19 protein-coding genes are annotated in these 20,029 nt (G+C 65.5%); 15 read left to right on the top strand and 4 right to left on the bottom strand.

What is annotated here, in order from left to right; translation table 11 throughout:
• Nucleotides 1-24: 24 nt before the first annotated feature.
• On the top strand, nt 25-1,269 hold the full coding sequence (locus tag VARPA_RS24560) for an acyl-CoA dehydrogenase family protein (protein ID WP_041943033.1): 1,245 nt from the start codon (nt 25-27) through the stop codon (nt 1,267-1,269).
• A gap of 6 nt (nt 1,270-1,275) precedes the next feature.
• Here the strand turns inward: VARPA_RS24560 and VARPA_RS24555 are convergent, their stop codons facing one another.
• The gene (locus tag VARPA_RS24555; protein ID WP_013543291.1) at nt 1,276-2,247 is read right to left on the bottom strand and encodes a LysR family transcriptional regulator; all 972 of its coding nucleotides are present in this window, start codon (nt 2,245-2,247) and stop codon (nt 1,276-1,278) included.
• A gap of 92 nt (nt 2,248-2,339) precedes the next feature.
• Between VARPA_RS24555 and VARPA_RS24550 the strand changes: the two genes are divergently transcribed.
• On the top strand, nt 2,340-2,990 hold the full coding sequence (locus VARPA_RS24550) for a MarR family winged helix-turn-helix transcriptional regulator (protein ID WP_013543290.1): 651 nt from the start codon (nt 2,340-2,342) through the stop codon (nt 2,988-2,990).
• A gap of 45 nt (nt 2,991-3,035) precedes the next feature.
• Here VARPA_RS24550 and VARPA_RS24545 read toward each other — a convergent pair whose 3' ends face one another.
• From VARPA_RS24545 to VARPA_RS24535, 3 genes are all read right to left on the bottom strand, one after another.
• Entirely contained in the window at nt 3,036-4,892 is a 1,857-nt protein-coding gene (locus VARPA_RS24545; RefSeq protein ID WP_234974834.1) for a LamG-like jellyroll fold domain-containing protein, read from the bottom strand.
• Nucleotides 4,893-5,424: 532 nt separating this feature from the next.
• Entirely contained in the window at nt 5,425-6,345 is a 921-nt protein-coding gene (locus VARPA_RS24540) for an amino acid ABC transporter substrate-binding protein (protein WP_144299032.1), read from the bottom strand.
• 248 nt (nt 6,346-6,593) lie between these two features.
• Nucleotides 6,594-7,151, bottom strand: a complete 558-nt coding sequence (locus VARPA_RS24535) for a MarR family winged helix-turn-helix transcriptional regulator (RefSeq protein ID WP_013543287.1) — start codon at nt 7,149-7,151, stop codon at nt 6,594-6,596.
• Between the two features lie 317 nt (nt 7,152-7,468).
• Here VARPA_RS24535 and VARPA_RS24530 point away from each other — a divergent pair, with 317 nt between their 5' ends.
• From VARPA_RS24530 to VARPA_RS24470, 13 genes are all read left to right on the top strand, one after another.
• A complete protein-coding gene (locus VARPA_RS24530; protein WP_013543286.1) occupies nt 7,469-8,383 on the top strand; it encodes a LysR family transcriptional regulator in 915 nt (304 codons plus the stop codon).
• Nucleotides 8,384-8,530: 147 nt separating this feature from the next.
• Nucleotides 8,531-9,040: a type IV pilin protein gene (locus VARPA_RS24525; protein WP_013543285.1), complete on the top strand. Its 510-nt coding sequence runs from the start codon at nt 8,531-8,533 to the stop codon at nt 9,038-9,040.
• On the top strand, nt 9,037-9,624 hold the full coding sequence (locus tag VARPA_RS24520; protein WP_013543284.1) for a GspH/FimT family pseudopilin: 588 nt from the start codon (nt 9,037-9,039) through the stop codon (nt 9,622-9,624). Before VARPA_RS24525 ends, VARPA_RS24520 begins: the two co-directional genes overlap by 4 nt.
• On the top strand, nt 9,621-10,049 hold the full coding sequence (gene pilV / locus VARPA_RS24515) for a type IV pilus modification protein PilV (RefSeq protein WP_013543283.1): 429 nt from the start codon (nt 9,621-9,623) through the stop codon (nt 10,047-10,049). Before VARPA_RS24520 ends, pilV begins: the two co-directional genes overlap by 4 nt.
• Nucleotides 10,046-11,170, top strand: coding sequence for a PilW family protein (locus tag VARPA_RS24510; RefSeq protein WP_013543282.1), 1,125 nt, complete (start codon nt 10,046-10,048; stop codon nt 11,168-11,170). Before pilV ends, VARPA_RS24510 begins: the two co-directional genes overlap by 4 nt.
• Nucleotides 11,167-11,787 (top strand): hypothetical protein, encoded by a 621-nt coding sequence (locus tag VARPA_RS24505; protein ID WP_013543281.1) that lies wholly within the window; start codon nt 11,167-11,169, stop codon nt 11,785-11,787. Before VARPA_RS24510 ends, VARPA_RS24505 begins: the two co-directional genes overlap by 4 nt.
• Nucleotides 11,784-15,605: a pilus assembly protein gene (locus tag VARPA_RS24500; protein ID WP_013543280.1), complete on the top strand. Its 3,822-nt coding sequence runs from the start codon at nt 11,784-11,786 to the stop codon at nt 15,603-15,605. The genes VARPA_RS24505 and VARPA_RS24500 overlap by 4 nt, the downstream gene beginning before the upstream one ends.
• A gap of 31 nt (nt 15,606-15,636) precedes the next feature.
• Nucleotides 15,637-16,335 (top strand): hypothetical protein, encoded by a 699-nt coding sequence (locus VARPA_RS24495; protein WP_013543279.1) that lies wholly within the window; start codon nt 15,637-15,639, stop codon nt 16,333-16,335.
• Entirely contained in the window at nt 16,332-16,874 is a 543-nt protein-coding gene (locus VARPA_RS24490) for a GTP-binding protein (protein WP_013543278.1), read from the top strand. Before VARPA_RS24495 ends, VARPA_RS24490 begins: the two co-directional genes overlap by 4 nt.
• A complete protein-coding gene (locus VARPA_RS24485) occupies nt 16,871-17,281 on the top strand; it encodes a roadblock/LC7 domain-containing protein (protein ID WP_013543277.1) in 411 nt (136 codons plus the stop codon). The genes VARPA_RS24490 and VARPA_RS24485 overlap by 4 nt, the downstream gene beginning before the upstream one ends.
• A gap of 47 nt (nt 17,282-17,328) precedes the next feature.
• The gene (locus VARPA_RS24480) at nt 17,329-17,688 is read left to right on the top strand and encodes a hypothetical protein (protein WP_013543276.1); all 360 of its coding nucleotides are present in this window, start codon (nt 17,329-17,331) and stop codon (nt 17,686-17,688) included.
• Between the two features lie 325 nt (nt 17,689-18,013).
• Nucleotides 18,014-19,135 (top strand): ABC transporter substrate-binding protein, encoded by a 1,122-nt coding sequence (locus VARPA_RS24475; RefSeq protein WP_234974832.1) that lies wholly within the window; start codon nt 18,014-18,016, stop codon nt 19,133-19,135.
• A 107-nt stretch (nt 19,136-19,242) separates the two neighbouring features.
• Nucleotides 19,243-19,992 (top strand): TerC family protein, encoded by a 750-nt coding sequence (locus VARPA_RS24470; RefSeq protein ID WP_013543274.1) that lies wholly within the window; start codon nt 19,243-19,245, stop codon nt 19,990-19,992.
• Nucleotides 19,993-20,029: the final 37 nt, after the last annotated feature.

Here is a 20,029-nt window from a genome sequence, read left to right as displayed (position 1 = left end):
ACCCCCAACCCGGAAGACATCCGCATGGAATTCGCCTACACGCCCAAGGTCCAGGAACTGCGCACGCGCCTCGTCGCCTTCATGGACGCGCACATCTACCCGAACGAAAAGCGCCAGGCGGAGGAGGCGCACCAGTCCTACCTGAACGCGCAGAAAAATGGCGGCTTCTACACCGGCCTGCCGCTGCTGGAAGAGCTCAAGGAGAAGGCCCGGGCAGCCGGCCTGTGGAACCTGTTTCTGCCCGAGACCGCGCACGGCGCCGGGCTCACGAACCTCGAATACGCACCCCTGTGCGAGATCATGGGCCGGCGCTACTGGAGCGCCGAGGCCTTCAACTGCAGCGCGCCGGACACGGGCAACACCGAGGTGATCGAGCGCTACGGCTCGGCCGCGCAGAAGGCGCGTTGGCTGCAGCCGCTGCTAGATGGGCAGATCCGTTCCGCGTTCGCGATGACCGAGCCCGCGGTCGCATCGTCTGACGCCACGAACATCTCGTGCAGCATCCGGCGCGAGGGCGACGAGTACGTCATCAACGGCCGCAAGTGGTACATCACCGGCGCGATGAACGAGCGCTGCAAGCTCTTCATCCTGATGGGCAAGACCGACCTCGACAACGCCGATCGCCACCGCCAGCAGTCGATGATCATCGTGCCCGCCGACACGCCCGGCATCACCGTGCTGCGCGACATGGCGCTGGTCAATCACTACGACGCGCCCTTCGGCCATCCGGAGGTGCTGTTCGAGAACGTGCGCGTGCCGGTGGACAACATCCTGCTGGGCGAGGGCCGCGGCTTCGAGATCGCGCAGGGGCGCCTCGGTCCCGGGCGCATCCACCACTGCATGCGCATGATCGGCATGGCCGAGTCGGCGCTGGAGATGATGTGCGAGCGCGTCGTCTCGCGCGTGGCTTTCGGCAAGCCGCTGGCCGAGCAGGGCGTGTGGCGCGAGCGCATTGCAAAGAGCCGGATGCTGATCGACCAGACGCGCTGGATGGTGCTGCACGCGGCCTGGCGCATGGACACCGTGGGCAACAAGGTGGCGGCCAAGGAGATCGCGATGATCAAGGTGATCGCGCCCAACAACTGCATCCAGGTGATCGACGATGCGATGCAGGCCTTCGGCGCCATGGGCCTGAGCCAGGACACGCTGCTGGTGAATTTCTGGGCCTACGCCCGCCACCTGCGGATGGCCGACGGCCCGGACGAAGTGCACCGCAACGCGATCGCCAAGCACGAGCTCGCGGGCTATCGTCCGAAGCAGGTGGCCTGAGGGCCTTCAGCCTCCTGGCGGGAGGGCGGCTCCAGGGGCGTCGTGGTCTTTCCGCGCCTCGGGGAACATGTCCATCCACCGATCCCAGGCCGGGTCGCCCGCGAAAGCCTTCTGCATGAACTCCACGAAGGTGCGGACCTTGGCCGACAGATAGCGCCGGGTCGGATAGACGGCCATGAGGGTCGCCGGCGGGTACTGCCAATCGAGCAGCAGCGGCACCAGGTCGCCCTTCGCAATGTCGTCGCCGGCCATGAAGGTCGGCATTGCGACGATGCCTTCGCCCGCCAGCGCCGCCGTCAGCAGGATGTCGTCGCTGTCCGCGCGCATGCTGCCCCGCACCGGAACGGCGACGGTGTCGCCGGTGCGAGAGAAGGTCCATGTTTCGGAGACGGCACCGGAGATCTTGGTCAGGCAGTTGTGCGCGGCCAATGCATCGGGCGTCGGCGGCGCGCCATGCATGGCCACGTAGCCCGGCGACGCGCAGATCACGATTCGCAGCGGCGCCAGGTGCCGTGCCACATAAGTCTCTCCGTGCTGCCAGGCGCCACGGATGGCGAGGTCGAAACCGTCGTCCACCAGATCGACCAGGTGATCGGTCGAGGAAACCTCGAGTTCGACGTCGGGATACTGGTTTCGATACAGGGGAAGAAGCGGCGCGAGGTAGCGCGGCCCGAACGACAGTGGAACGCTCACGCGCAGCACGCCGTGCGGCGTGAGCGTGCGCCACGTGACTTCGGACTCTGCTTCCTCCAGGTCGGACAACAGCAGGCTCGCCCGCGCAAAAAAGCGCTCTCCCGCTTCCGTCGTGCGCACCCGGCGGGTGGTTCTTTGCAGGAGCCGCGTGCCCAGGTGCGACTCCAGGTCGACGATCAGGCGCGAGACCGACGTCTTCGAAATTCCCAGTGCGTCGGCTGCACCCACGAAGCTGCCGGCCTCCACCACCGCCACGAAGGCCTGCATGGCACTCAATCGATCCATCGACAGCCCTTTGTTCCGGATTCCGGGATAAGCAATTGCGCAGCGCGACGTTTATCCCGGCCGCACCGATGCGTATCGTTGGCCCCGCATGCATGAGCCGCCAGGGCCATGCGGCGCAAGTCGGGAAGCCGGTGCGATCCGGCGCTTCCTACCGGGCACTCATTTCGGTGACCTGGCACCTCCACTCTCTGATTCGTATGCCAGCTTTCTCCGATGCGGGTGGGGCGCCCGCCCCCGGTTCCCTGGGTGATCTCTTCCTGTTCAGGCTGCCGTGCGCCATACGCGCCGTCGTCGGCATGGCGACGCGCATTGCCGACGAGGGCTTCGGCATCACGCATCGCGAATGGGAGCTGATCGCCGCGCTCAGGCAGATCGGCGAGGCGACCCCTTCGGCCTTTGCCGAACATCTGCAGTGGGACCGTGTGCGCACCTCGCGCGGCCTGGGCAGCCTCTCCCAGAAGGGACTGGTGGAGCGGCGGCGCGACGCCGAGGACGGCCGCGGCGTGCATGTGCGCCTGAGCCCTCAAGGGCAGCAGCTCTTCGATGACCTGTTTCCGCGCATCGCGCGCCTCGATGCCGAGCTCGTGGCCGGCATCGACGACGCGCAGGCCGGCATATTTCTTCAATGCCTGAGCCGGATCGAGCTGCGTGCAGCCGAATTGAACGCGAAGGGCGCGGTGCCGGAAAGCGCCAGTCGCAGTGCGGGCGGCACGCGCCACCGGTGGCCGCGTTACCGGGCCTGAACGAAGCGCCTGCATTCCGTGGGCGGTTCGTTCACACCTTCCTTCTCAGGCCTTCGCCAGTGCGGCAATCTCTGTCGCGCCGAGTGCGCCGCTGTAGAAGCGCAGGTCGTCCACGCGTCCCTGCAGATCGGGGTCTTTGGCAAACTGCGAATGGCCGAGCCAGTTCTGCGTCGTCTCGCCCAGGTCGGCGGGCGTGAGCGTCATCTGTGCATTGGTGCCGTCGACGACGCCGTCCACGTACAGCGTCCCGAGCGTGCCCGACAGGGTGACCGCGACATGCACCCAGCGTCCGGTGGCAAGCGCCGACGTGCCGTCGATCCCCTCCTCGTTGAAGCCGTGGACCGTGGAGATCCCGTAGCGGACCACACCGCCGCCATTGCGGACCGTGAGCATCATGTAGCGGCGCGTGCCGGAGCCGAAGTCGAACACGCGGGCCCACGTTGCGGCGCTGTCCAGGAAGACCCGGACCGAGACCGTGAAGTCGGCGGCGTTCTTCGCAAGACCCGTCGGCAGGCGGACAGGCGTGCGCGCGCCGCCATCGGGCTTCCACTGCAGCAGCAGCTCGGGCGCCACGGACACCCGCGCTTCGGTGGACGGCGCGCTGTCGCCCGAGGCGGTGGCCGCGACGATCACGTAGTGGTAGACGTCGGTCGCGCCGGTCGCGCCGGTCGCGCTGAGCGCGGTGTCGTTGAACGTGAGCGTGTCGGTGATGCCCGATGCGATCACGCTGTAGGGGCCGCCGGCCCGCTCCGCGCGGCGCACCGAGTAGCTCTGCGCACCGGTGCAGCCCCACCATGACAGCACAACCTGCGTGCCGCGCAAGCGCGCGGTCAACCCGCTGGGGCGCCCGGCTGTCGGCAGCGGATCGCGCGTGAAGGTCAGCGTGCCGAAGCCCAGTTCGTCGCCTTTGCCGCCGTCTCCCTCGGGGCGCATCTGGATGGCTTGCAGGGCGGTGTAGGGCGTCGCGATGCCCAGGCGATTGGCATAGTGGTTGTGCACGCTTTCCCAGATGCCTCGCCGATGGCCCTGGGCTCCCGTCGACAGCTCGGCCTGCTTGCCTTGCTTGTTGACGTTGGTGAAGTAGGGCATCGTGTAGAAGGCGCCGGTGCCATCGCGAAGATTGGTCTTCGCCACGTACTCGGCGCCCGCCAGGAAGCGGTTGTTCTCGTAGCCGTAGATGTCGTCGCCCTGGTTCCACGCCATCTCGCAGAAGGCGCCCGCAAGGCCGATGCCCAGCGTGCAGTGGCCCTGGTCGCGCCCGCTTTCCTGCCATTGGCCGAGGTAGCCGGGATGCACGTAGTAGACCGCCTGCAGGCCCGCGCCGTTGCCCTGGCCGGCCTTGTAGTAGCTGATCGCCTCGTCGTAGATGTCCGGCCGGTCGCAGAGCACGCCGATGGCCAAGATCGAGGCCATGCTGCATTGGTCCCAGTTGGCCCAGTAGCTGCTGTACTGGGTGCCGTTGTGGATGGTGAGGAACTGGTTGTTGAGCGGATAGAAGATGTCCAGCATCATGGTCTGGAAGCGCGCGAAATCGGCCGGCGCCCAGCCTGGGTAGGTGCGCATGATCTCGGCCGCGTTCGCGAACTCGTAGCCGTAGATGCCCGCCGCGAGAAAGCGGTCCGCATTGCCCGTGACCTCCTTGAGCGTGGAGGACCATTCGTTCAGGAAGACCACCGCAAGGTCGGCATAGCGCGTGTCCTGCGAGACCTTCCAGCGCAGCGCGAGTTGGTAGGCGCGCGCGACGTCGATGTAGAACTGCGCGAAGTTCTGGCCCGGGACGTCCCCCCGAATCACCGTGGCCAGCGGACGCGGCTTCGCACCGAGCTGCGCGCGGCCGTTGCCTGTCAATGCATTCCAGCCGGAGAGCCACGGTTGCGCCTGCTCCTGGACCTTCTGGCGCATGCGCTCGAAATCGCTCTCCGTGTGAAGAAGGCCGGGGTGGACGAACTTGCGTGCCTGAGGGGGTGAAGGAGGGGGCGGAGCCACCGCGGGAGCGCTCGGATCGCCGGAAGGATCGACTGCTGTGGGAGGAGCCGGCGCGACCGCAGTCGGTACCCCCGGTCCCGCAGCGATGCCACCGCCGACAAAGCCGCTGCCTCCACTACCACCACCGCAAGCTGTCGCGCCCAGAGTGGCAAGGCTGATCGCGCTGAGGCAAAAGATGCGACGGTCCAAGGGCGCGGTGTTTTCGTTGTCGAATGAATCCATTGCGAAGAAGAATGTGTGATGCGTGTGGACCGCAACATGCGCGCCGTGCGTTTCGTCCTCATCGATCGCGCGCCTTTAAGGCGAAACGGTGCAAGAAGAACGCCCGGGCTGACAAGGCATGTCTTGCCGCTGACGTTTCGCGGCACATGGCACTTGCGACGCGCCGTGAAATGTCAGCCGGTGCCGGACCCGAAGAGTCATCGGGCTGCCGCCCACTCACTCCCGCTCAGATCGAATGGCCGAGCACCATCGCAACGCCGGGCTGCTTGTTCGGCCGGACAAAGCTGTCGCGTGTGAGGCGTCCCATCTTGATGGTGAGCGTGCTGGTGTTGAACCACTTGTCGTAGAGCTTGTTGATCTCGCCACTCGAATACAGCTGCGCGAGGCTGCGGTCGACAGCGGCCAGCAATGCGGTGTCGCCCTTGCGCGCCATCACGGCGTACGGCTCGACCGACAGCGCGAGCCTGCTCAGGCTGAGCGTATCGATCGTCTTGTCGTTCGACACGAGGCCTTGCAGGAGCGAATCGTCCTGCGCGAACGCGCGCACCTTGCCTTCCTTCAGGGCCTTGAAGGCTTCGACGTTGTTGTCGTAGGTGGTGAACTTCGCGTCGCGCAGTTCACCCTCGGCGAGTTGCCTGAAAAGCTTCTCCGACGTCGTGCCCTTGGTCAGCGCGACCGGCTGCTTCTGCAGATCCTTCACCGTGTCCACATGAAGGTTCTGGCTCGTCAGCACGCGCATCCCCGCGACGAAGAAGGTGTAGCTGAAGTCCACCTTTTCCTGGCGTGCCATCGTGTTGGTGGTCGAGCCGCACTCGAGGTCGATCTCACCGGAAAGCAGCTTGGGAATGCGGTCGGGGCCGGACACGGGCTTGTACTGAACCTTGATGTCGGGCAGCTTGAGCTCGCGCCTGATCTCCTCGACAGCGTTCATGCACAGGTCCACCGAATAGCCCACGGGTTGCTTCTGTGCATTGACGAAGGAAAACGGCGCTGCTGCTTCGCGAACACCGAGCACGATCGTGCGTGTTTCGCGGATCTTGCTCATCGTGTCGACGGCGGCGTGTACCGGCAATGCAGCCAATGCCGTCAGTGCGAAAGAAGCGGGAATCAACGTGGCGCGCAGCAGATGCGCGGAAAGAGGGGACATGAGGGACGGCTCGCATGTGTCGCACAGGAACGTGAGCATCGATTGTTTGGAGAAGTGTGTACTTTCCACTAGCGATGAAAATGGAAATCAGCCACTCAGTTTTCAGCGCAATAGTTCAGCGCAATAGTTCAGCGCAATAGGCACGGATGCCGAGTACCGAACGCAGAAGCGGCCATCCAGCTTTTGCGTCGTCCGCTCCGGGGAAGCTGCGCCTTGAAGCAGCGATCAGCTGTTCGTGCGGCAGCAGGCTAGATCAGGCAGATGTCGACCTGCCTGGACCAGTGGTGGCGCGTGCCACCCGCGCGACGATCGGCTTTCTCCGGCACTGCGCGCTGTGCATTCAATGCGTTGCCGCGCGACTCGAGCTGGTACAGGCACTGGAGAAGGATATGGTGGTGTTCGGCATCGAGGCCTTCGAGAAGGTCGACGTTGAGGCCGGCAATGCGCGGGAACAATTCTTCGAAGAGTTGCTGGCCTGCGTCGCTCAATTGCACGTGGACTTCGCGGCCGTCATCGGCGTTCTGACGCCGTTCGATCAGGCGCTTCTCGAAGAGGCTTCGCAGGCCCCGCGATGTGCGCACGCGGTCGAGCTGCAGCTGCTCGGCGAGCGCCGAGGGCCTGATCTCTCCGACCTGCGCGAGCATGCCGATCATTCCCCATTCCCGGTGCGTGATGCCGAAGCCCCCCTCCACGATGCGCGTTGCCATGGCCCTGCTTGAGCGCGTGGCGTTCCACAAGCGGTAGAGCAAGAGGTCGTCCAGTGCGCGCGGTGCGCCCAGTGCTGTCGTATCGGGAAGGGCTCGCATGTGGATAAGGGCTCGTAATGAAGCTGCCGGTAATTGATTAGGTCAAATGATCGTTATGTTTCTATAACAGGCAACAGACGACATGCTGCGGCAATTTGCTGCGAACGGCGAGCTTTTTCGCAAAGTACATCAGCCCTCCGGGGATGTCAGCTCCCGTTCAGCGTGTTGCGTGAGGGACGTACCTCAAATGAACCGCCCGGCATCCCTTTGATGCGCCGCGAATGCCCCTGATTGGTGCTTCCCAAGCCCTCAGGAAAGTTGGAGACGTATCGAAAAAAGGCCGGCTCGAACCTGGCAACAACAACAGGAAGAATCCCATGCTCGATCTGAATGAAGTGGCGATGTTTGTGCAGGTGGCTCGCAGCGGCAGCTTCGCCGAGGCGGCACGACGCTTGAGCGTGCCTTCCGCCACGGTGAGCCGGCGCATCCAGCAACTCGAGGCGCGGCTGGGCACGCGGTTGATGCAGCGCTCGACCCGCAAGCTCACGCTGACGAGCGCAGGTGAGTCCTTCCACGAGCGATGCGGCCCGGCGGTCGAGGAGCTCATCGAAGCCGGTCAACTGCACGTGGCGGACAACTCGGAGCCGTCCGGCACGGTGCGCGTGACCGCGCCGACCAGCTTCTTCGATTTCTTCCAGATGGAATGGGTGGACACGTTCCTGGCCGAGCATCCCCAGGTGCGCCTGGACTTCGTGCTCAGCGATCTGCTGGTCGACCTGATTGCCGATCGCATCGACATCGCATTCCGCGGCGGCCCGCTGCAGGACTCCTGCTATGTGGCCCGGCGCATCTTCGCGAGCTATGGCGAACTGACCGCCAGCCCGGCATATCTGGCGGCGCATGGCGTGCCCATGTCCCTGGAGGACCTCGGCGAGCACGAGTGCGTGGTGCAGCCCGATGCGAGCGGCAACGCCATCTGGCGCCTGCAGGACGCGGAAGGCGTGGAGAAGGACGTGCGCGTGAAAGGGCGCTTCAACAGCAACACGCAGTCGGTGCTGCGCCAGGCCGCATGCGCGGGCCTGGGCATTGCCGCGCTGCCCTCGATCCTGACGGCCCCCGAAATCGCCGCCGGCAGGCTGGTGCGGGTGCTGCCCGGGTACACGCGGGCCGGCCGCGGCCTGAGCGTTGTCTACCCCAGCCGCCAGCAGCGTCCGCTGGCCGTTTCGATGTTCGCCGACATGGCGGTGGAAAAACTGAGCCAGCAGGGTTGGGCGCCCACATCTGGTGCATAGCGTTCAGCCACGGCATTGCCTTGAAAACTGAGTGGCTGCATTTCATTCATCGATCTAGTCGAAAGCATTCGTTGCTGCAAACAATTGTCACATCAGTTTCTTCGTGACACCGACGAGAGTCAGGTTTTTTGTGGTTGGAAAACAGCAATGCAAATACAAATCTTGAGGACGGCGAGGCGGCCACATGCGGCCGTGGTCGCGGGCCGGAGCATTGCCGGCTTCACGCTGATCGAGGTAATGATCACCGTGGCCATCGTGGCCATCCTCGCGTCGATCGCGCTGCCCAGCTACCGCGACTACGTGCTGCGCGGCCAATTGGTCGATGGCACCAACGGTCTGGCGACCATGCGCGCGGACATGGAGCGCTACTACCAGGACAACCGGACCTATCTCAAGACCGGTTCGTTCGTGCCGCCTTGCACCGCCACCACCAGCAGAGCCAACGTCTCGGGCACCTTCCAGTTGTCGTGCGCGTCGGCGCCCGCTGCCACATCGACCACCTACACATTGCAGGCCGTCGGCAGCGGACCCACCAAGGGGTTCACTTTCACGGTCGACCAACTTGGTCTTCAAAGCACCACGATCGAGAGCGTTTCCGGCTGGAAGGGCTGCGACAAGGCCTGGGTGACCAAGCGAGGCCAGGCGTGCCCCACATGAACAATCACCGGCGCCACGCGTTGGGGTTCACGCTGATCGAGATGATGGTGACCGTCACGCTGCTGGGCATCCTGACGATGCTGGCCATGCCGTCGTTCACGACCTGGATCGCCAACAACAAGGTCCGCACGGTGAGCGACTCGCTGCAGAACGGCTTGCGCCTTGCACAGACCGAGGCCCTGCGCCGAAGCCGGCCCATGGTCTTCTCGCTCACGAACAGCGCCGCGCCGCAGAACGGCCTGACCGCCGCGGCTAACGGAAGCAACTGGTCGCTCAACGTTGCCAAGTCGAGCCTGGACGCAAGCAACGTGTTCGTGCAGGCCGGCGTGCTGTCGGATGTGGCGGCCGGCGCGCAGGTCAAGGGCGCAGCGGCCGTCTGCTTCAACGCCATGGGCCGCCTCGTGGCGAACAGCGATACCGGCGTGGACGGCGCGAGCTGCAACACCGACTCACCGGTCTTTGCGTACGACATCGCCGCGAATGGCTCGGACCGCCCGCTGCGCGTGCTGCTCGGCCTGGGGGGGCAGGTGCGCATGTGCGATCCGGCCCGAAAGCTTGCAGATTCTCCCGACGGTTGCCCATGAAGAAGTTCTCTTTGAAGAAGCCCTCCGGCGCGAGGCAGTCCGGCGTCGCCCTGTTGGAAGTGCTGGTCTCCGTCCTGTTGTTTTCGCTGGGCATCCTCGGGCTGATCGGCTTGCAGGCGCGCGCCATCAGCCTGTCGACGGATGCGCAGGACCGCAACCGCGCCGCTCTGCTGGCCAACGACATCGCCAGCACGATGTGGCTGGGCAAGTCGGTTGCAGTGAACACGGGCGCCGGTTCGACCTGGCAGAAACGCGTGAGCGACGTCGCCAGCGCAGGCTTGCCGAACGGCGCGGTGACCGTCACCGCGGTATCGGGCACCACCAACAGCGCCGACATCGCCATCACCTGGAAGGCGCCCGGCCGCTCAGGTGCGAAGGCTGAACAACAGAGCAGCACGCTCACCACGCGGGTGACGCTCCCATGAAGCAGCGCGGTCTCACACTGATCGAACTGCTGGTCGCGATGCTCATCGGCCTGATCGTGACGCTGGCCGTGGCCAGCATTGTCGTGGTGGGCGAGGCGCATCGGCGCGTCACCACCTCCACCAACGACATGGAGCAGGCCGGCGCCTATGCGGCCTATGTGCTCGATCGTGCGCTGCGCAGTGCTGGCTCGAGCCTGGTCCAGTCGGTGCAGCCGACCGACCGGGGCGTGTTCGGCTGCAAGCTCAATGCGGCGGCCCTGCTGCCCACCGGCGCCTTCCCCGCACCGTTCAAGAAGGCCTTTCTGCCCGGCACCACGTCCGACCTGCGCGTGGCGCCCGTGCTCATCGGCAAGAGCCAGTCCGATACCGGCTCCGACGTGCTGGTGGTCATGGGCGGCGATGCTGTGGCCGGCGGCGTGCCGCGCGGCCTGACGGACCCGGGCAGCGCGACGACGCTCGCGATGGACAACACGGTCGGCGTGTCCGCGGGCGACCTCGTGCTGGTCAGCCAGCAAGGCACGACGGACTGTTTGCTCGAACAGGTCTCTGGCACCACGGCGAAGGTGCTGACGTTGGGCGGTGCCTACTACACGGCCGGCAAGTCCACGTCGATGGAGACATTGGCGGCCAGCACCTCCACCTACGTCACGCCGCTGGGCAATCCCGCGAACGGCAACGTGCAGTTCCAGCTCTTCGGCGTGGGCGACAACCGCACGCTCGTCGGCTACGACCTGCTGCTGGGCGCCGGCGGTGCGACACAGGCGCTGGCCGACGGCGTGGCCGAACTGCACGCCATCTACGGCGTGGACACCAACGGCGACGGCATGCTCGACAACTGGACGGACCCGGGCGCCGCGGGCTTCGACATCGCCACCGTCATGCAGACGCCCGAGACGATGCGAAAGATCGTCGCCGTTCGCGTGGCGCTGGTCATGCGCAGCGCGAACAGGGAAAAAGAGGCGGTGTCGCCCGCCAAGCTGAAGCTCTTCGGCGATGACTTCCAGGACGCCGCGAAGAATCCAATTTCACAGACCGTGACGCTGGGCGACGACGACCAGCACTACCGCCATCGGATCGTCGAATTCACCGTCCCGCTGCGCAACATGCTGCTGCTGCCATGAAGAATCCAAGCTTCTTTCCGCGGAGGCGACACCAGCGCGGCGTCGTCCTGCTGCTGTGCCTCATCGTGCTCGTGATCCTCCTGGCCGGCGGGGTCGCGGTGGTGCGGTCCATGAACACGTCACTGACCTCCGCCGGCAACCTGGCCTTCCGGCGCGACCTGGTGAACCAGGGCGAGCGGGCCGTGTCCCTCGTGCTGGCCAACAAGCTGGCCAGCGGCGGTGCGCTTGCGAACGCGACCGACGATCTGCCGGGCGAAAACTTCAAGGCGACCAAGCTCGACACCAACACGCAGGGCGTACCGCTGGCGTTGCTGGACGACAAGGCCTTCGGCGCCGTGGGCAAGGATTCCAACGACATCACCGACGCGGCGGCGCAGATCAGCATCCGCTACGTGATCGACCGCCTCTGCACCAGCACCGGCCCGGCCACCAGCACCGGCTGCGTGCAGTCGTCCGCGGCTCCGGCCGGCGGCACGGCCAGTCCCACGCCGCCCCCGACGCCACCCACCGCCACGATCTACCGCCTGAGCCTGCGCGTCACCGGCCCGCGCGACACGCAGGTGTTCACGCAATCGACGTTCACCAAGCCAGAGCACGAAAGCACCGCATCCCCATGACAAGCGCTTTTTGTCGTCCATCGACCGTGGTCTCCAGCATCGGGGCGATCGCGGCCATCTGCCTGGGCCTGTCGTCGCCGGCCGCGCTGGCGACCACCGCCAAGCTGTCGGACCAGCCCGTGTTCGCCTCGTCCGACGTGCCGGGAAATCTTGCGCTGGCGCTGTCGGTGGAATACCCCACCGCGATCAGCGTGGCCAACCTCAACGACTACGCCGACGCCACGGAGTACCTGGGCTACTTCGATCCGCGCAAGTGCTACACGTACACCTACGTCGCGCCGGCGGTGAAGGACAGCGCTGCATCCGCCAGCTACTTCCAGCCGGCCGGCGCGTCCACCGGCACCAACAAGCACAGTTGTTCGGGACAGTGGAGCGGCAACTTCATGAACTGGGCCACGATGCAGACCATCGACCCATTCCGCTGGGCGCTCTCGGGCGGCTATCGAAGCGTGGACACCACGAGCGAAACCATCCTGGAGAAGGGTTGGGGCTCCGCCCAGGGCAACATCACCAATTTCCCGCTGCGCGGCACCGATCAGGGAGGCGGGCACAAGCTGCCGAAGGCATCGATTTCCTCGGTCACGCCGTTCGGCAACTGGAGCAACTTCAATACGAGCATCTGGTCGCGCGGCAACACCATGGTGTTCACCGGGACGGGCAACCCCAACGGCACGGGAGGCGACCTGAAGGATGTCGGCGCTGCCAACGACGCGAAGAAGACGGACGCCATCTACCAGGTCTATGTGCGCGTCAAGGTCTGCGACACCTCGGCCGGTGCCGGCGGCGTGGAGGCCAACTGCGTCAAGTACGGCACCAACTACAAGCCCGAAGGCTTGCTGCAGCAGAACGCCAACAAGATCCGCTACGGCACCTTCTCGTTCCTGAACGCCGGCGGCATCTCGCAGCAGGGCGGCGTGATGCGCGCGCCGATGGGCTTCATCGGCCCGACGTATCCGCAGCCGCTGTCCACCGCGGTGGTCACCAACACGCGCGGCGAGTGGGATGCCGCCACCGGCATCATGAACACCAACCCCGACGCGGTGTCGGCCACGGCGAGCGGCGTCGTGCAGAGCGGGGTGATGAACTACCTCAACAAGTTCGGCCAGTCCGCCAAGAACTACATGACGTACGACAACGTCAGCGAGCTCTACTACGCTGCCGTGCGGTACTTCGAGAACCTGGGCAACGTCCCTGAATGGACCAACTCGGTGGCGGCCAACGTGGAGGGCAGGGAGGCCAAGCTCGACGGTTTTCCCGCAGTGACCGACTGGAGCGGCAAGGACCCCATTTCCTATTCGTGCCAGAAGAATTTCATTCTGGGCATCGGCGACGACCACACCCACTACGACTACAACGTGGGCGGAAGCGCGGTGACGAGCTGGCGAGGCAATCCCGCGACGGTCGCCGCGGACTCGCTGAACAAGGCGGATGCCTGGACGAAGAACCTGCAGGTGATGGAAGGCTTCAAGGCGCCGACGCCGTGGTGGAAGACCGGCGGCAGCGATACGACCTACTACATCGCCGGCCTGGCCTACGGCGCGCACGTGAACGACATCCGCCCCGATCTGGCCGGCATGCAGAACATCTCCACCTACTGGATGGACGTCATGGAGTACCAGCGGGCCGAAGACCTGAACCCGTACTACCTGGCAACCAAATACGGCGGCTTCAGCGTGCCCGCGAACTACGACCCGGCCACCACCACGCCGCTCGCGCAGGAATGGTGGAACACCTCGGGCGACAGCATCGACATGAACGGCAACAAGCGCCTGCGGCCCGACAACTACTTCCTGGCCGGCAATGCCGGGCAGATGGTGAGCGGCCTCAGGGCGGCGTTCACCGACATCGCCAACGCCATCAAGGCCTACACCACGTCCTTTTCGCTTTCCACGGCGCAGGCGGCCTCCACCGGCAGCGCCTCCTATGCATCGCAGTACGACTCCAAGGGATGGACGGGCGTGGTCACCGCCAGCAAGCTCACCTTCGCCAGCGACGGTACGCCGTCCGCCGCACCCGTCTGGACCACCAGCACCACGCTCGAAGCCCAGTTGGCCAATGGCGGCTGGGACACGGCGCGCCGCGTCGCGACATGGGACGGCAACAAGGGCGTGGCCTTCCGCGCCGGCAGCGTGACGTCGGCACAACTGGCCGCCCTCGCGCCCGCCTACGCCAGCACCACGAGCAGCACCGACTACCTCAACTACCTGCGCGGCGATCGCAAGAACGAAGGCACCTCGACGGCGGCCGAAAGCACACGGGCACTGCGCAGCCGGTCCCTGCTGCTGGGCGACATCGTCAATTCGAAGGTCATGCCTGTCGGGCCGCCCGCGACCAGTTTCTCGGAGAAGAGCAACCCGGGCTACACGGCCTTCAAGACCAAGTGGGCCGCGCGCCCCACCATGGTCTACGTCGGTGCCAACGACGGCATGCTGCATGCATTCAATGGCGCCCTCGACGGCACCAACTCCGGGACCGAGCAGTTCGCCTATGTGCCGAGCGCCTTGTTCCAGGGGCCGAACGGCACGCCGCAAGTGGATGGACTGGCGCAGCTTGGAAGTCCCAAGTACGCCCACCGCTACTACGTGGATGCGACGCCGCTGGTGTTCGACATCGACCTGAACAACGCCGGCGGCGCCTCCACCACCAAGGGCAACGGCAACGGCAACGGTAACGGCAACGGCAACGGTAACGGCAACGGCAACGGCAACGGCAACGGCAACGGCAACAGCACCAAGTGGCACAGCCTGCTGGTCGGCGGGCTGGGCAAGGGCGGCAAGAGCTACTACGCCATCGACGTGACCGACCCGGCAAACATGGACAGCGAAACCGCGGTGGCACGCAAGGTGAAATGGGAATTCACCGACGCCACCATGGGCTACAGCTATGGCGCACCCATGGCCGTGAAGACGGATAAGTACGGCTGGGTCGTGATCCTCACCTCGGGCTACAACAACAGCGACGGCAAGGGCTACCTGTACATCGTCGATCCGAGGACCGGTGCATTGCTCGAGAAGATGGGAACGCCCACCGCCTCCAACGGTCTCGCGCAGGCGTCCGCCTACGTGGCCGACCATGCCGACAACACCGCGGATGCCGTCTATGCAGCGGATCTCGACGGGCAGCTCTGGCGCTTCGATCTCACCGCCGCCAAGGGCAGCAGCTATCCGGCGCCGACCTTGCTGGCCACGCTGACCGACGCATCGGGCAACGCCCAACCGGTCACCACCGCGCCGCTGATCGAGATCAACCCCGTCACACGCAAGCGTTTCGTGCTGCTCGGTACCGGCAAGCTGCTGGACGCCTCGGACGTGAATTCGAAGGCACCGCAGTCGTTCTACGCCATCGTGGACGGAACGGCAGGGGGCTTCAATGCAGTGACCACGCCCATCACGCGCAGCCAGCTCACGAAGGTGGACGATGTGCTCAAGGGCATCAGCCTCTCGAACACTTCACCGGGCTGGTATCTGGACCTGGGTGTGGACACCGGTGTCGGCTGGCGTCTTGTGTCCAGCCCGGCGGCCTTCAACGGCATCGTGGCTTTCTCCAGCCTGCTGACCACCGGCGATGCCTGCAGTCCTTCGGGGCAGAGCCGGGTCTACGCCATCAACTACGGAACGGGGGGCTCGGTGCTGCTGCCCGCCGGAACCGCCTACCAGAGCTTCCCGAGCGCCGTCACCGACCTCAGATTCGTGAGCGTGGACGGGTCGACCCGCATCGTCGTCGGCACCGACGGGAGGCCGGTGCCCGTGAAAGCCGATCTGTCCAAGGGCATCTCGCTGCGCCTCCTGAACTGGCGCGAAGTCCCGGCGGTGAACTGATGCGAACCCTCATGCAACCGGGGGGCAAGACATGTCCGTTCTGAGAATGGGTGTGTACGGATTGCCGGCGGCCGAGGCCGCCGTGATCCGGACCATCGTGCAGCTCTACGCGAGCGACCTTTCCTTTCCGTGGACCTTCGTCACCGCGCCGCCGTACGACGCATTGCTCGTCGACGAGAGCGCAACCGCGGCCGAGCGCGCCGGCTTTGCCCGCATGGCCGGCTCGCTGCTCACCCTCACGCGCAGGAACTCCGGCAGCCATGCGCACACGCTGGAGCGGCCGATACGCGCCGACCGGCTGCAGCAATGGTTGAAGAGCACCGAGCGCACCCTGCTGGCGGTGCCGCCCGTGCCAGCGGTAACGCCCGAGCAGATGGTGCCGAAGATCGAGGTCTCCGAGTCGGTGCGCTTCACGCTGCGCCGCTGGCCCTCGGCCCTGCTGCTGCGCAACGACCCCGAAAAAGTGCGGATGGCCAGCCTGCTGGTGCGCCGTGCATTGAGTGCGACCGAACTGTCCGACCTGGGCGAGATCCCGCTGTCGCGCTGCGTCACCTTTCTTCAGACGCTGCGCTCGGCGGGCGTGCTGGAGCTGCACGTGGTGCCGTCCAGCGCGCGGCTGCATGCGGACCACCTGCCGCGCGCCCAGGGGTTGTCCGCGCCGGTGCGCGGCGCGTTCGCGCGCAGCCTCATCAGCGGCATCCGCCGGCACCTGGGGCTGGGTACGTCATGAGGGAATACAAGATCCTTTTCACCGGCACCGTGGGTGCCGGCAAGACCACGGCGATCGGGAGCGTGAGCGATGTGCCGCCGGTCATGACCGACGTGCGGAATTCCGACACGTCGATCGCCAAGGAGCGCACCACCGTCGGCCTGGATTTCGGCGAACTCACGCTGGACAACGGAGACCGCGTTCGCATGTTCGGCACGCCCGGGCAGGAGCGCTTCGCGTTTCTCTGGAAGATCCTCGTTCGCAACGCGCTGGGCCTGGTCGTCCTCATCGACAACTCGCGCCCCGATCCGCTGGCCGACCTGGCCCTCTACATGAACGGCTTTTCCGAGGCGCTGCGCACGATTCCCTGCACCGTCGGCGTGGGCCGCATGGAGACCCATCCGGTGCCCAGCCTGGACGACTACGCGCAGGCGATCGCCGGCACGGGCCGGGTGTTTCCGATCTTGAGCGTGGACGTGCGCAACAGCAGCGACGTGATCCTGTTGCTCGACACGCTGCTCATGCAACTCGAAGCCGATCTGGGAGGGGAGAACGAATGACTGTTTCACATGGCCTGTCGAAGACCGCCACTGCGCTCGCGCAGCGCGAGGCGCGCAAGCTGGTCGACGAACTGAACGGCGTGACCGCCGCGGTGATCGCCACCATCGACGGATTCAGCGTGGCCTCCGCGGTCACCGGCGACGTGGACCCCGCCCGCGTAGCGGCCATGGCCAGTTCCATCGTGGCGATCAGCGAGGTGGTGTCCGAGGAGGCGCGCCTCGGGCGCCAAAAGAGCGTGATCGTGCAGACCGAGTCGGGCTTCGCGGTTTTCTGCAGCGTGTACCGGCGCGATGTCGAACTGGTCATCAACGTGATCGCCCGCGACTCGGCTGTGCTGGCGCTGGTGTCGTACCGGACCGCCCAGCTCGCCAGGACGCTTGCCGACGCGTCCCCCTTTCATGCCTGACACCTGATTTTTTTCTGAGACTTTTTTATTTTTAACTGGAGAACGAATTGGCATCCATCAAGCAAACCCTCGAAGAAATCCTGTCGCTGGACGGCGCCATGTGCGCGGCGATCGTCGATTCCGGCAGCGGAATGATCCTGGGCTCCGCGGGCTCGGGCCTGGACCTGGAAATCGCCGCGGCCGGCAACACCGAGGTCGTGCGCACCAAGCTCAAGACGATGCGGGCCCTCGGCCTGAACGACGTCGTCGAAGACATCCTGATCACCCTCGGGAAGCAGTACCACATCATCCGCCCCTCGGTCTCCAAGGAAGGCGTGTTCATCTACGTCGTGCTGGACAAGCTGCGCTCCAACCTCGCGCTGGCTCGCCGCAAGACGCAGGACGCGGACAAGCAACTGGACTTCTGAGCACCGCACCCCCGGACCATCGAAAAACACGCTGCGAAGCGTGGCGCTGGCGGGTGGTTCCACCTGGCCGCTTTCGCCGGTCGCGAGCGTTTATGGCTAGCTGGGCCGTCTTCTTGCGCTGGGCGGCAACGCGCTCGCACGTTCCTCGCTGCAAGGGGCTGCCGGCCTGCGGGCGCGCTGGTAGCGCCGCATGCATGCCCTGCCCCACACGCAATGAGGCAGTGGCTGAATTCCCTTTCGAAAACCCAACTGCCATCTCATGCCTTCCAGCCGTATCCCCTTTCCTGAGAAGCCGTCTGCTTCACGGACCCGCCGTTTCCTCCTGGTGTCCGGCGTAGCCGCCTCGCTGGGGCTTGCCAGCCTGCCGGGTGTCGCCAAGGACAAGGTAGTGGAAGACGCGACCATCGTGATCGGCCAGTCCGCGCCGTTCAGCGGCCCTTCCGCGCAACTGGGCACGGAGTTCAACGTGGGTGCGCGCGTCTACTTCCAGATGGTCAACGAGGCGGGCGGCGTCCACGGACGAAAGATCGAGCTGCACGCCAAGGACGACGCCTACGACCCGAAGATGACCGCGAGCAACACGGCCGACCTGCTGGAGCAGGACCGCGCCGTGGCGCTGTTCGGCTATGTCGGCACCTCCACCACCCTGGCGGCGCTGCCCCTGGCCGTGGCTGCGCAGGTGCCGTTCTTTGCACCGGTGACCGGTGCCGAGGCACTGCGCCAGCCGTTCAATCGCGTGGTCTTCAACGTCAGGGCCAGTTATTTCGACGAGTCGGAAAACATCCTCGAGCAGTTGGCGGTCACCGGTGCAAAGAACGTCGCGGTCTTATTCCAGAACGATGCCTACGGCAAGGCGGGGCTCGAGGCGATGACCAGGGCAGCGGCCAAGCGCGGCTTTCCGATCGTCGCGACCACCGCCATCGAGCGGCACAGCACCGAGGTGGCGGCTGCCGCCAAGGCGCTCCAGGCGGCGCGTCCCGATGCCGTGGCGCTGATCAGCTCCTACGTGTCCAGCGCGGCACTCATCAAGGAAATGAAGAAGGCCGGCTACACCGGGCGCTTCGTCAGCGTGTCCTTCGTTGGCGGCAAGGCACTGGCCGACGCGCTGGGCACCCTGGGCGCGGGCGTGATGGTTTCCGAAGTCGTTCCCTTTCCATGGGGCCGGGCGTCCGTGCTGCAGAACGAATATGCGCAGGCCATGCAGAAGGCCGGCGTGCCGCACATGAGCTTCGGATCGATGGAAGGATTCCTTGCCGCGAAGACGCTGGTCGAAGGGCTGCGCCGCACGGGCCGCGATCTCACGCGCGCGAGGCTTCTGGCCGCCCTGGAAACGATGAACAAGTGGGACGCGGGCGGCTTCTTCGTGTCCTTCACCCCCGACAACCACAGCGGCTCGCGCTTCGTCGAGATGACGATGATCGGCACCGGAGGGCGCTTCGTTCATTGACGGAATTACCCCGAAAACCTGCGGCCCTTCTTCGTTGCCGCATGCGCCCTCGCAGGTGAGAATCCGCGCAGCTTCGCCCTCCGGTGGGGCCGTCTGAAAGAACCCCGATGCTTGAACTCCTGACAGACCCGCAGGTCTGGATTGCCTTTGCCACCCTGACGGCGCTCGAGCTCGTGCTGGGCATCGACAACATCATCTTCATCTCCATCCTGGTCGACAAGCTGCCGCCCGACAAACGCGAGTTCGCGCGCCGGATAGGGCTGTTCATGGCCATGTTCATGCGCATCGGGCTGCTGCTGGTGCTGGCCTGGATCGTCGGGCTGGTCGCGCCGCTGTTCTCGGTGTTCAGCCAGGAGATCTCGGGGCGGGACCTCATCCTGATCCTGGGCGGCCTGTTCCTCATCTGGAAGAGCACGACCGAGGTGCATCAGTCGCTGGAGGGCGCGCACGAACAGAAGGCGAGCGTGGCGAAGGCGACCTTCACCTCCGTCATGCTCCAGATCATCGTGATCGATCTCGTGTTCTCGCTGGACTCGATCATCACTGCGGTCGGCATGGTGGACGACGTGCGCGTCATGATCGCCGCGGTGGTGGTCTCGGTGCTGCTGATGATGGTGTTCGCGGGCCCGATCGGGCGCTTTGTGTCCGCCCATCCCACCATCAAGATGCTGGCGCTGGCCTTCCTCGTGGTCGTGGGTGTCGTGCTGGTCGCTGAGGGCTTCGACCATCATGTGCCCAAGGGCTACGTGTACTTCGCGATGGCTTTCTCGGTGGGCGTGGAGCTGCTCAACATCCGGATGCGCAAGAAGGCGGCCAAGGCAGTGGAACTGCATCCGCCCCACATGCCGGGCTCCTGATTTCCGGGCGCTGACCTGCCCCTCCGCCTGTGCGCAG

Source organism: Variovorax paradoxus EPS, from assembly GCF_000184745.1.
Taxonomy (GTDB): Bacteria; Pseudomonadota; Gammaproteobacteria; order Burkholderiales; family Burkholderiaceae_C; genus Variovorax; species Variovorax paradoxus_C.
This window is presented reverse-complemented; position numbering and strand designations above follow the sequence as displayed.